The following is a 13,561-nucleotide window of genomic DNA, read 5'->3' on the forward strand; positions in this document are numbered from 1 at the left end:
TATCAAGTTCCTCCTCTATTTGATTCCTGTTTGTGTAATGCCTTTTATGAATTGACGCTGTCCCACCAGGAAGACTGCAATCATCGGAAGTGTTGCGAGTGTGGTCAACGCCATCAGCTTTCCATAAGATGATACAAAGCTTCCTTGCTGCATGATCGCAATCCCTGTCGTAATCGTCCGCAGTTCAATCGAGTTCACTGAAACAAGCGGCCATAGGAAGTCATTGTAAATCGTCATGAACGTGAAAATCCCGAGTGTCCAAAGGATTGGTTTAGCCGAAGGGATGATGATTCTGAAAAAGATCTGCCATTTGTTCGCCCCATCGATGACCGCCGCTTCTTCAAGTGCTTTTGGGAACCCTTTGAAAAATTGATACAGAAGAAAAACACCAAAGGCATTCGCCGTATAAGGGAAGAGTAACGCTGCATACGTGTTCAGCCATCCCATGTTCCCGAATTGCATGTATAACGGGATGAACGTGATGACCCATGGAATCATCAAGGTACTGATGAACATCGGAAACAGGAACTTTTTGAATGGGACATTCAACCTTGCCAGTCCATAAGCGGCCATCGCATCGATCAGGACCACCAACACGGACCCAACGATACCGACGAACAACGAATTGAACAGCCATCTGATGATCGGCACATCCAGTCCTTTGCCAAGCAGGGTGTACAAGTAATTATCAAATGTAAATTCTTTTGGAAACAAGCTCATGCTCGTCAGCGCTTCCGCATCCGTCTTGAACGAAGTGGCGACCATCCAGACCAGTGGAATCAAAAACACGATTCCTAATAGGACCGCGATGATGATGAGGATCGGTTTCGGTTTTCGCATCAGGCTTCATTCCCTTCTTTATTTCGAATCAACCAGAACTGGACGATCGATACGACAATCATGATCAAGGCCATGAGAATCGCCATCGCGGAAGCCATCCCGAGCTGGCGCTGAACAAACGCCTGGTCGACGATTTCCATCAAAAGTACTTTGGTCGATGTCCCTGGTCCTCCACGGGTCATCAAATACGGCTGTCCGTAGATATTGAAAGAAGCAATTGTCGAAGTGACAATCGTAAAAATCATGATTGGACGGATGGATGGCAAAGTGATCCGCCAAAATTTCTGCCATGGCGTCGCACCATCGATCGATCCGGCTTCATACAGTTCATTCGGAACCTCGTTCAATGCATTGATAAAAATGATCATATTGAATCCGACCGTCCACCACACCGTCGCTACCACGATAGAAATCCAGGCATAAGGCATCGAAGTTAGCCACTGGATCGGGTCCACGCCGATCTTAGACAACAGGTGATTGAAAAGACCGGAGTTGGTGTCCAGCAGCCATAACCACAATACGGCAATGACGGATACCGAAATCGAATAGGAAATGAAAAAGATCGTCCGGAAAATGCCTTTCAGCTTTTCCGGCAGGTGCTCGACCAATAAAGCGAGCAACAGTCCCCCAATGACAAGGATAGGTACCGATAAGACGACGAATGTCAATGTATTCCATAATCCAGTCATGAATACAGAATGAAAATAAGTGGACGGATCGAAAATCTTCAGATAATTCCCAAGACCGACAAAGCGGTGATCGCTGCCAAGCAGATCCCAATCATGAAAACTGATATAGGCTCCGAATATGAGAGGGATCAGCAAAAAAGCAACGAACACGATCAAATAAGGCAGAACAAACAATGATGATGTAAACTTAGAGAATCTCGTCTCCTGCATGAACGTGTGCCCCTTTCTTACTCCATGTATTGTTCGGCTTTCCTTTGTGCGTCTTCCAATGCTTTTTTCGGGTCCTTCTTGCCCAAAAGCACCAGATTGATTTCTTCGTTTAAAAATTCTGAAACTTGTCCCCAGTTTTCCACCTGTGGCGGATATTCAGCTAAATCAAAAGATTGAGCCACTTTTGGCTGTTGATTCAAATCCTGGAATTCCTTGCTGGTGTAAACGGCTTTCGAAGCCGGTGCTTGTCCTGATTCCGCCCATGCCATCCCGTTGTTTCCAACATAATTCAAGAAGTCTGAAATGGCTGAGAGCTTTTCACCTTCTTTTTTCTTAGGAACGACAAAATTGTGAGCATTCGCCCAAACTTTCTGTTGTTTTTCACCGATTTGAGGAACGGGTGCTACCCCATAGTCCAGACCGGATTCTTCAAACTGGGCCAGCATCCACGGTCCGTTGAAGTGCATTGCGTTCTTTCCTTGGAGGAAAAGCTTCAATGCTCCATCGATGGCAAGGCCGCTCGGAGACACTTTATCTTCATAGATCAAACTGCGCTCATATTCCAGCGTACTTAACGCTTCTTCTGAATCGAAGCGGAATTCTCCGTCGCTGAACAGCTTTCCACCTTTTTGAGCGAGGATTGTCTGAAAGATAAACGGCTGCGTACCTACAGTCGGCACAGCGAATCCATACTCCCCTTGTTCCGGAACCGTCAGTTTTTTAGCAAATTCTTTAAATTCTCTTGCGTTTTGTGGAGGAGTGTCTGGATCCAGCCCCGCTTTTCTGAAAAGATCTTTATTCCAATAAAACATGAGAGGATGGATATCGAGCGGAATGCCGTATATGTTGCCATCCACTTCAGAAGCTTGAAGTGCTTTAGGGTGATAATCCGCTTCATCGATTTTCTCGTTTTCTGTCAGGGTTTCGGTTTTCAATAACTGATCTTTCATTGCATAATCAACAATACGGTCGGCGTGCATGACCATCAAATCCGGCACGTTATTTTTGGAACTCAGTGTCAAATTCACCATCTTGTAATACTCGGATGCCGGAATGATCTGCAAATCCACATCGTATTTGTCTTGCGATTGATTATAGGATTTGACAATCTCTTCAAATTTGGGACCATCCGGGCCTGAAAAGGGAACCCATATTTTCACGGTGTTTCCATCCCCGGCTATCGCACTCGTCTGTTGCGAAGAACAGCCAGAAAGCAGCCCCCCGATCAGGAACAAAATCAGTCCAGCAACCTGCAGCTTTTTCATGCCTTCCCCTCCTCTGTTGTAAAAGCGCTTTCATCTTTGAAGCTATTATTACATAAAATCATGTTTTATAACAACCTTTTTATAAATAAAAAACCGACCCTTTTCGGATCGGTTTTAACAATCTTAGGTGTATTTGATTTTAAGTAGTAGGTCCTGCTCATAGTTACCGAATTTAGAGCCAAAAATGTTCAACCCGCCGACTTTCTCTGCATCCCGTTTCACGCCTAGTTTTACAGAGATATAAGGCCGTGCATCCAATTGAAGTGACTGGATGGTGTGGTCAGATATTTTCATGCTGTCAATGAAACTACCCTCCTCGTTCACTTTCCAATGTTTGAGCATGCCATATTGGGTGTTGTGCGTTTCCCACCAGGAAGGGGTCAGGAACCCACGCTCTCCTCCAAAATCAGAAGGGCTTGTCCAGCTACCGAGTTCAATGCCATTGATCCAGCAAGTAATGTCAGAGGGCCAGTCCAGCTTGTGATAAGGGGCTTCCGAGCACATTTCTACATTCAGACTGATTTCTTCCACCTTTGAGCCGTACGGAATGCGGTTAGGAAAATGATATTCCAAAAATCCAGACTTGAACCAGATAAGTTGTGCTTCTTTTCGATCGGGTTCAAAGAATGACCGCTGATCATCGATGAGACTGATGATTCCTCTTTCACTGGCGAGTCCGCAAGTCGGTTCAACATCACAATGGACATAATCCCCAATCGGCATTTCAAGTGTGATGAATTTTTCAGGAGATTCTTTCTCTTTCTCAAGGTCGATGACGATGCGATCATAGCGTTTTGAACTGACTTTCTGACTTCCCCGGCCGGGCACGATTTCAGTCGTGATCAGACCCGCATCCTCCAGTTTTTTGATATTCACTGCGGCACTGGAAAACGGAATGCCGAGCCGTTCAGCCAGATCATTCACGTTCTTGGGACCTTCCGTGAGGACATCCAGCATTTCCATCCGTTGCTGGTTGCCTAAAGTTTTATTGACAACGATAGCTTCTTCTAGGGTCAAATGCAATACTCTCACACGTACCTCCATTTTATTACAAAAAATATAGTTATAAAAAGATATAAAGCATAGGTGGACCTGATGTCAAGGAAAGCTGCATTTTTTCAATTCAGAAGAAAACAACTACTCCTTAATTAATTTAATTAAGTTGATAAGGTTATGGTATGATGAGGGTAATCAGAGACTGTTGGAGGAAAATGTATGTCGTCGAAATACACAAGAGGCACGTTCAAGTTAATGAAATCGATCAACCGCTCTATCATCTTGAATATGATCCGGGAAAAAGGTCCGATCTCAAGAGCGGATATCGCAAAGCAAACCAGTCTGACCCCCCCAACGGTCAGTAATATCGTAAAAGAATTGATTGATAACAAATTCGTCATCGAAACGACACAGGGAACTTCCCAAGGAGGAAGAAAACCGACTTTGCTTGAAATCAACGCTGATCAGTTTTATGTGATTGGAATAGACGTAGGTAGATACAAGATGAACTTCGTGGTCTCGAACCTTTTTGGAAACCTGAAAGACACAACTGTTTTGAGGATCAAGGAGCATCCTTCTAAAGAGGATTTACTCGATACCATGAAAAAAGGAATCCATACCCTATTAGAGCCAGAGAGAAATGACCCGAAAAAGTTCATCGGTATCGGAATAGGCATGCATGGGATCGTCGATGTAGAAAAAGGCATCTCCCTTTTCGCCCCGTCCTTCCAGTTGTATGATATCCCGATCAAATCAGAACTGGAAAAGGAATTCGAGCTGCTTATAAAAGTTGAAAATGATGCACGGACGATGACTTTAGGAGAATCATGGTTTGGATATGGAAACAACGAGGATAATATCGTAGGCGTAAACGTCGGGCATGGCATCGGAGCTGGAATCATGATCAATGGACGGCTCTTCCATGGTGAGAGTGACATTGCCGGAGAGATCGGGCATGTGACCATCGATTTGTCAGGTCCCAAATGTACCTGTGGAAATTACGGTTGCCTTCAGACGCTCGCTGGCGGTCCGGCTATTGCAAACCGCGCAAAAAAGGAATTGAAGACAGGAAAAGCTTCCCGAATTCTTGATTTGGTTGAAAACGATCTTGAGAAAGTGGATGGAAAAATTGTATACGAAGCAGCTTGTGCCGGGGATGAATTCAGTATTGAATTACTGAACCAGACAGGTAGATATTTAGGAATCGGATTGATCAATCTCATCCATACTTTGAATCCTGAAAGTATCATCATTGGTGGAGGAGTCTCCAGGGCTGGGGATTTCTTGATGGATGGTATAAAAGAAACCATCCACTCAAGAGGATTGACAAAGAAAGCAAAAGAAACCCCGATCATCCTTTCAAAGCTAGGCGAAAATGCCTCAGCATTCGGTTCATGTGTACTTATTCTAGAGAAATTCTTCAACAAACATTGAGACGGTACCAGGTACCAAATTGGACCCCTTCTCTCCCAAGGGTTTTGAAATGGTGCCAGGTACCGTTTTGAACCTCTTCTGCCCCAAGGGTTTTGAAATGGTGCCTGACACCGATCCAAACCTCTTCTGCCCCAAGGCTTCTGAGATGGTGCCTGGCACCGAAGTATCTTTATCCTTTTACTGATCCTGCGAGCAGTCCTTTTACGAAGAACTTTCCTAGCAGGATGTATACGAGCAGTGTTGGTAAGGCTGCAAGCAAAGCACCTGCCATTTGTACATTCCACTGGACGATCTGGCTGCCTGATAGATTTTGCAATGCTACCATGACCGGCTGCTGGTCAGAAGTCGTGATGGTTACTGCAAATAAAAACTCGTTCCAGATGTTCGTAAACTGCCATATCCCTACTACTACAAACCCTGTGATCGAAAGCGGCATCATGATATGCATGAAGATCCTAAGGAACCCTGCTCCATCAATTTTAGCCGATTCGATCATCGATTCCGGGATGCTTGCATAAAAGTTCCGGAACATCAAGGTGGTGATTGGAAGTCCGTAAACGACATGTACAAATACCAAGCCTGCAATCGAATTATACAGACCGATCTCTCTCAAAAATTGGATCAACGGGATCAGAATACTTTGATAGGGAATGAACATACCGAATAAAATCGCTGTAAAAAGTGTATTCGAGCCTTTGAACTGCCATTTCGAAAGAACATAGCCATTCAAAGCACCGAGTAAAGCTGAAATGATCGTCGCCGGTATGACGAGATAGAAGCTATTCATCAGATTAGGGGCGAGCTTTGAAAAGGCCTCATAATAACTGCTGAAGTCAATCGAAGACGGCAGCTGCCACATTTGCGCCAATGTGATCTCATCAAGAGGCTTCAAGCTTGTGACCAACATGACATAAACCGGCATCAAATAAAATAGACTGATTGCAATCAACAGCAGGTATAAAAGGGGACGTGTAATTGTACGAATCGCCATCAAGACTCACCCTTTCTGCTTGAGATCAAATACGGAACGATAAAGATCGCAACGGACAATAACATGATGATTGCGATTGCTGCCCCATTTGCGTAATAATTTCCTCTGAAAGTTGTTTCATACATATAGACACCTGGCACGTCCGTGACATAATTCGCACCAGAACCTGTCATCGCATAAATCAGGTCGAAAATCTTCAGTGAGATATGAGCCATGATAATTACGACACTGACTGTGATCGGACGAAGTAAAGGTAAAATGACTTTCCAATACACCTGGAACTCTGATGCTCCATCAATTCGAGCAGCTTCTCTTACTTCTTCTGGTATTCCTCGCAAACCTGCAAGATACATTGCTACCGAAAATCCTGTCATTTGCCAGACGGCTGCGATCACTATCGCAATGATTGCTACTGGAATACCGAATTCGATTTTCCCCCATGATACCCCTGGAATAATGGTCGTATCGGTATACCATTTGGAATCAAGACCGATTTTACTTAAAAAAAGGTTGACCCCTGTTGATGGGTTCAAAAGCCATTGCCACACAACACCTGTCACGACGAACGATAAGGCCATTGGAAAAAAGAAGATGTTACGGAATAAAGATTCTTGTCTGATTTTTTGATCCAGCAAGATCGCAAGGACGATACCGATGATGATGACCGACAAAATGAACAAAATCGTAAAAAACAACGTGTTCCTCAAGTCAGCCTGGAATCGGAAATCCTGGAACAAGTAAATATAATTTTGAAGACCAGCAAAGGACAAATCAGGCACAAGACTATTCCAATTACTTAAAGATACATAACCTGTCCATCCGATGAACCCATAAACAAAAACGGCGATTAAGATCAGGGATGGCGTTAAAAACCCGATTGCCAGCAGATGATCTTTCGTCAGTACTTTTTTCTTTCTTTTTGGTGCAACTTTTAATTCAGGTGGTGTATGTTTCACTGATGTCCGAACCGGATCCATGACTGAACCTCCTTCTGGATTGAATCATAAAAAGAAAAGGGAGAAGAGCATAACCTCCTTCCCCCTTCCGATTTCATCGTTACTTCAATTCACTTGAAGCTTGATCAAGCGAATCAATGAACTGATCAACATCTTTTTGTGTAACAAAAATGTTTACGGCTTGGTTCACTTTGGTCAAGAAACCTTCAGGAGCAGCAGATCCGTGAGCAAGACTCGGAACTAGAGAAGCTTGTTTGAATTCTTCGATTGTTTCTTTACCGTATGCATCATACTTGGATACATCCGCATCCGTACGGGCAGGAATCGATCCTTTCAATGGATTGAAGACATCCTGACCTTCAACAGACCCGAGAACTGACAAGAATTTTTTCACATCATCAGGGTTTGACACGCCTTTCGGCAAACCGAACGTATCCGTGATGACCATGAATTCACCTTCTGTTTCTGGTGTTTCAGTCCATCCGAAATCTTCTTTCACTTTCAGGTTAAGGTCATTGACGAAATAGCCTTTTGCCCAGTCACCCATCACATTCATTGCTGCTTCACCTTCTGCAACCAATTGGGAGGCATCCTGCCAGTTACGCGAACTATGGTCCTCGTTTATATACGAAAGCATCTTTTTGAATGTTTCCGCAGCTTCTTTCACTTTCGCATCTGTAAAAGAAAGCTCACCAGTGAATAATTTATTATAGTCTTCCGTCCCTAGCGTACCTAATAAAGTGGTTTCAAAAACCTGTGTAGCTGTCCACGGTTCTTTGTCACCAAGCGCCAGTGGTGTCACACCTGCTTCTTTCAACTTGTCAGCAGCAGCAAACCACTCATCGAATGTCGTTGGAACCTCAATGCCATTTTCCTCAAAAACTTTCGTGTTATACCAGATGACATTTCCACGGTGTATATTCACTGGGACAGAGTAGATATTCCCGTCTTTACTTACCATATCGATCAAATCTTTAGGAAACTTATCTTCCCAGCCCTCTTCTTCATATAGATCATTCAACGGCTCCATTTTTCCAGCAGCTACCCAACCTTCATTCAGTTCAGCTCCGCCATGGACCTGGAAAGTTGCTGGAGGATCATCCCCCTGCATACGGCTCGCAAGCACTGCTTTCGCATTTGTACCAGCTCCACCTGCTACCGCTGCATTTTCCACTTCCACATCTGGATGTTTCTCTTTAAAAAGTTCGATCAACGCGTTCAAGCCATCTTCTTCACCTGCTCCAGTCCACCAGCTGAAGATATCAAGTTTAGCATCTTTGTCGCTGTTTCCATCTCCTGAACTGGAATCTGAATTACATGCCGCTAAAACCATCGCAAGGACAAGCAATAAGGATATGAATTTCAGTTTTTTCACTTTCATTCCAACAGTTCCCCCTTATTTGAATCAAAATGTAAACGCTAACAATTCAAGCTTATCACCTTAGATGAATAGGTAGAGTTAGAAATCCCTGCACTATTTTGCTATCTTCTTCATTATTTTGTCATGGGGTTCCTTGGACTCGAATATTGCGGATTGACTCACGACATGATCCGGAATTATCGGGACAAAATTTATAAAAAAATCACGACAAAATAAGAAAAAATCACAGCATGATCGTAATTTATCGCGACATCATCGTAAAAAATCGCGACATTCTCACAAAAGTGCTGAGAACAGAAAAAGGACTGACCTTAATCAGTCAGCCCTTTATACCTATCAATATCAATCAGTAGTGAATTTTGCGTCTGCCCAATCTGCATGATCCTCAGAGTTGTTATCACCTGCATCCGTTACAACCAGCTTCAGCTCTTTTGCATCTTTAAGATCGATTCTCACTGCTTTAGCCGGCGTATCGATTTTCATCAACCCACTGTCATATGCTTTTTCACCATCAAGATAAACCTCGAAGGTGGTCGATGCTAAAGTCCTACCCTTCATTTCCTGATCGACACCGACCATGGTTTCGAAAAACTTGTACCCTTTTCCTTCGATATCATAGATAATCTCAGAATTGGCATGGGTACCGATCCCTTTTTCAAAGATCCGATCGCCATCTTCCGTCTTCAAGGTGATCGGATTACCATCCACCGATTTGTCCTTGTTCACAGAACCCCATCCTGCCTGGGCACTTTCCCAATCAGTATCACTCAAATACAGATGCGGCACGAGGTTGAAATCAATCGCATAGGTTTTCTCCAGCAGTCCATCTGCAGATCTTGCTGTAATGGTCGTGGTCCCTGGCAAACCATCAGCCTCATCGATTTCGATCTCGACATTTTCCTTGACCGGAGTGACTTGGATTTCTGGAACTTCAGAAATCGTCCCTTCTAGATAATCCTGTTCATACTCCGTGATCTCAGCATTGAAATCTTCCAACGGCTTCCCATTGATGTCGATGCCTTTCACCAGTTCATCTGTGATCACCCGTTTGCTCAAGTCCATCGCGGAGTCCTTTTTAGAAATCGGGTTCAATCGATAGCTGTAGGAGTATGGCTTATTCGGATAGAGTGTGAATTCTGGATGAGGCCTTGCACCCCAGCTGTTGTCCCCGCCGACTCCCATCTGCCTGTAATCAAGACTGACCGTGATATCATCCCTTCTTTCCAGCTTGTATGGATGGCTCGCTGTCTCAAGGTCTTCCTCCGTATAATGGAGGGCGCCTACTTCAAGCAATGGATCACCTGTAGCCATCAGCCCGACTCCCTTCTCGTTCGTGAAGGTCACCCAGCGGACATCCGCCTTATTACCGGTTTCCTGTGGTTCGAGGTATGGGATGAATTGATCGTCCACTGTGCTTTCATACAATCCCACATCCGCTCCAGTTTTACGATCCCAATAGTTTTCATGAGGTCCTCTACCATACCACGTCATCGCCTCGAATTCTTCCGGCAACGTAAGCTCCATACCGAAAGCAGGAATTTCAGGCAAGCCGCTTCCAGGCATCAACGTATTTTTTACGACGACCTCTCCGGAACCATAAACGATATAAGAAGCTTTATAGTCTGACTCATCCGACGTCGGTAAAACAGCGGTCACATCGATCCGGACGGCTTTTGATCCTAATTTCTCAACTGAAACATCCGTAATCTCACGGTCGCTTCCGGCATCCCGCCATGTCGCTGTTCTCGATGGCATGCCGTTCCCTTTGTCATTATCGTTCGGTGCTCTCCAGAAGTCCGGCTCAGGTCCTGACTTCAATAGCTCCGTATCTTCAAAGTTAAAGCTTGAAAGCGTTCCTTCTTCTTTATCGAAGGTCACTTCAAAATCTGTGCCTTTCACATTGACCCGTTCATCACTTTCATCTACTTCGATGTCACCCATGTCAGAAAGGTCTTCTGCCTCCGGTTCAGGCACATCGAATGGGACTTTGAACTGCTCGGTTGCCACCTCATGCCCTTTCGGTGCCCAAGAAGTCGCTTCCGGAAGGCTGAAGCTGACATTCAACCAGTATTCGACACCCTCTTCAAGTTCAGGTTGCTTGAATGGAACGTCCACTGTCTTCGTTTCCTCTGGCTTGATATCCAGATCTTTCAGCTTCCCACTTTCAATCACTTGATCATCTGCTTTCAATTCCCATTCGGCATCAAAAGCATCGATGTTCGTAAAGAGATGTTCATTTTTGATGGACATTTTGCCGTTGACTAGATCTACATCTTCCATTTCGATATTTTGATAGACTTTCTTCACTTCCCAAAGCTCAGGCTGCACTTCACGGTCAGGGAATACGAGGCCGTTATCAAGGAAGTTTCCATCGTTCGGATTGTCTCCCCAATCCCCGCCATAAGCGAAATATTCTTTTTGCTCATACTGTTCTTCCTTCATGTTGTCAAACTCCATCCAAAGGACTGTTCCTTCTCCAGGGGCTCGGTCTTCATCCTTCAATTCATCAAGGGTCAGAGCCCGGTCGTAGATGCGGACCTTGTCGATCACTGCACTGGAAGTCCGTCCTTTTTCCGCATTCCGTCCAATATTGACTTGATAAGTATTACTCTTGATTTCGCCACTGAATTCCTTTTCCGCAAGCAATTCATCATCAGCGTACAACTTCAAGGATTGTCCGTCGTAAACACCTGCGACATGGTGCCAGTTCCCATTCCAGTCGTCAGGGATCTGCGCTTCCACGGTCACCCATGAATTGTTTTGATCATACACGAAAAATTCGAGCTGATCACCGTTTTGTTTGATCGCATATTGGGTATCCCCTTTTGCGATGAATGGGTTGTGGCCATTGGTCGCCTCAGGCTTCACCCATGCTTCCAATGTCAGAGCCTTGCCCGTGATATCCAAAGCTTTTTCATCAGGCAGCGTCACATATCCGTCGACCGCGTCACCACTATGCCCTTCGACAACATCTCCGAATAATTCACCTCTCAATTCCGTGCTGCTTTCATCAAACACGAGTTTTTTCGTAGGCGTTGGCCAACTCAATCCCTGGTCGACCCAGTCCCAGATGAATCCGCCTTGCAAGTTATCATACTTGTCGATGACATCCCAGTATTGGTTCAGGTTCCCGACACTGTTCCCCATCGCATGTGCGTATTCACAAAGGATATACGGTCGTTCCGGATGGGTCTGCGCCCAGTTTTCAACACCCTCAACACTCGGGTACATGTGGCTTTCCACATCTGTCCAGCGGTTGTCCCCTTCATAATGGACAAGCCTTGTCGGATCTTTTTCATGGACCCAATCCGCCATTTCCTTGAATGTATTTCCACTTCCAGCTTCATTTCCTAACGACCAGAACAGGATCGACGGATGGTTTTTATCCCGTTCCACCATGCTTTTCACCCTGTCCATCGATGCAGGCAGCCACTGAGGATCGCTCGCTGGAAGTTCACTCCTGGCACCATGCGACTCGAGATTGGTTTCATCAATGAGATAGAGACCGTATTCGTCCGCCAGTTCATACCATCTCGGCTGGTTCGGGTAGTGGGACGTACGAACCGCATTGATATTGAATTTTTTCATCAGTTTGATATCTTTTATCATCGACTCTTCGGTCACCGCTCTTCCACTATCAGGGTCCGTTTCGTGGCGGTTCACACCTTTCAATGTAATCGGCTTCCCATTGATGAGCATCTGCCCGTCCTGCAATTCGAATTCTCGGAAACCGACCTTCATACTCATCGTTTCAACGATTTTTCCGTCCTGATCTTTAAGTGCCAGGACTAAAGTGTATAAGTTCGGATGTTCCGCAGACCACTTCAATGGGTCTTCGAAAAGCTTGTCCTTGTCTACCGTCACCTCATTTTTCCCACCGAAATCAACCTGCATTTCGACCGGCTTTTCACTCACCTTTTTCTGGTCAGCATCATACAACGCCCCTTCGATCGTATACGGCTCATCCGTTTGCTTACCGTTATTCGTTACAATCACTTCCGTATTCAAGGTAGCATCTTCATAGGCTTCATCAAGGTCCGTCGTCACAGCGAAATCTCGCATATGGACCTGTGGTGTCGAATAGAGATACACATCCCGGAAGATTCCGCTCAATCGGACGAAATCCTGATCCTCGAGCCAGCTGCCATCAGACCACCGGTAGACCTCTACTGCAATCGTGTTTTTCCCCTTTTTCAAATACTTGGTGATATCGAACTCAGCCGGAGTATAGCTATCCTCACTGTATCCCACCTTCTTACCGTTCACCCAAACGTAAAAGGCGGATTCGACACCCTGGAACGAGATATAGACTTTTTCACCATTCCAATTCCCAGGTACCGTGAAATTTCTTTTGTATGAACCGACTGGGTTGTAGATAGTCGGTGCTTTAGGAGGTTCTGGTTGCTCATACCCTGTCCAAGGATATGTGATGTTCGTATAGATCGGATAATCGTAGCCTTCAAGCTGCCAATTGCTCGGGACTTCAATCTTATCCCACCCGGAAACATCATAATCTTCTTCGTAAAAATCCACTGGCCGTTCATCCGGATTCTTCGCCCAATGGAAACGCCACTTCCCGTTCAATGTTTTGTAATGGGTCGATTTCGTCCGGTCTCCTTTCAGGGCGGATTTCACATCCTTGTACGGCATCAACGTGGCATGAGCAGGCTCCCTGTTCACCTGGAAGGTTTCAGGATTGTTGTTCCATTCCGGATCCTCTTCCCCCGCCTCTGCCAGGGCCTGGACATTCAATCCACTGCAAATCAGCAAAAACGACAACATCAAGAAAAAATACCTCC

9 protein-coding genes are annotated in these 13,561 nt (G+C 45.1%); 1 reads left to right on the plus strand and 8 read right to left on the minus strand.

Annotation, left to right across the window (positions count from 1 at the left end):
- Window positions 1-15: 15 nt before the first annotated feature.
- From ACTWQL_RS04345 to ACTWQL_RS04360, 4 genes are all read right to left on the minus strand, one after another.
- Entirely contained in the window at window positions 16-840 is an 825-nt protein-coding gene (locus tag ACTWQL_RS04345) for a carbohydrate ABC transporter permease (protein ID WP_443141179.1), read from the minus strand.
- Window positions 840-1,739 carry a carbohydrate ABC transporter permease gene (locus ACTWQL_RS04350; RefSeq protein WP_443141180.1) on the minus strand — a complete coding sequence of 300 codons (900 nt, stop codon included), beginning with the start codon at window positions 1,737-1,739 and terminating at the stop codon, window positions 840-842. The genes ACTWQL_RS04345 and ACTWQL_RS04350 overlap by 1 nt, the downstream gene beginning before the upstream one ends.
- 17 nt (window positions 1,740-1,756) lie before the next feature.
- Window positions 1,757-3,004 carry an ABC transporter substrate-binding protein gene (locus ACTWQL_RS04355; RefSeq protein ID WP_443141181.1) on the minus strand — a complete coding sequence of 416 codons (1,248 nt, stop codon included), beginning with the start codon at window positions 3,002-3,004 and terminating at the stop codon, window positions 1,757-1,759.
- 123 nt (window positions 3,005-3,127) lie between these two features.
- A complete protein-coding gene (locus ACTWQL_RS04360) occupies window positions 3,128-4,036 on the minus strand; it encodes an ArsR/SmtB family transcription factor (protein WP_443141182.1) in 909 nt (302 codons plus the stop codon).
- 183 nt (window positions 4,037-4,219) lie between these two features.
- Here ACTWQL_RS04360 and ACTWQL_RS04365 point away from each other — a divergent pair, with 183 nt between their 5' ends.
- On the plus strand, window positions 4,220-5,434 hold the full coding sequence (locus tag ACTWQL_RS04365; protein ID WP_443141183.1) for an ROK family transcriptional regulator: 1,215 nt from the start codon (window positions 4,220-4,222) through the stop codon (window positions 5,432-5,434).
- 169 nt (window positions 5,435-5,603) lie between these two features.
- Here ACTWQL_RS04365 and ACTWQL_RS04370 read toward each other — a convergent pair whose 3' ends face one another.
- The 4 genes from ACTWQL_RS04370 to ACTWQL_RS04385 form a co-directional block, all read right to left on the minus strand.
- Window positions 5,604-6,425: a carbohydrate ABC transporter permease gene (locus tag ACTWQL_RS04370; protein ID WP_443141184.1), complete on the minus strand. Its 822-nt coding sequence runs from the start codon at window positions 6,423-6,425 to the stop codon at window positions 5,604-5,606.
- Window positions 6,425-7,402 carry a carbohydrate ABC transporter permease gene (locus ACTWQL_RS04375; RefSeq protein WP_443141185.1) on the minus strand — a complete coding sequence of 326 codons (978 nt, stop codon included), beginning with the start codon at window positions 7,400-7,402 and terminating at the stop codon, window positions 6,425-6,427. Before ACTWQL_RS04375 ends, ACTWQL_RS04370 begins: the two co-directional genes overlap by 1 nt.
- A gap of 79 nt (window positions 7,403-7,481) precedes the next feature.
- Window positions 7,482-8,762: an ABC transporter substrate-binding protein gene (locus ACTWQL_RS04380; protein WP_443141186.1), complete on the minus strand. Its 1,281-nt coding sequence runs from the start codon at window positions 8,760-8,762 to the stop codon at window positions 7,482-7,484.
- 342 nt (window positions 8,763-9,104) lie between these two features.
- Complete coding sequence (locus ACTWQL_RS04385; protein WP_443141476.1) at window positions 9,105-13,544, minus strand: glycoside hydrolase family 2 TIM barrel-domain containing protein; 4,440 nt, start codon at window positions 13,542-13,544, stop codon at window positions 9,105-9,107.
- Window positions 13,545-13,561 lie beyond the last annotated feature (17 nt).

The organism is Pseudalkalibacillus sp. R45 (assembly GCF_052246725.1).
Classification (GTDB): domain Bacteria; phylum Bacillota; class Bacilli; order Bacillales; family Fictibacillaceae; genus Pseudalkalibacillus.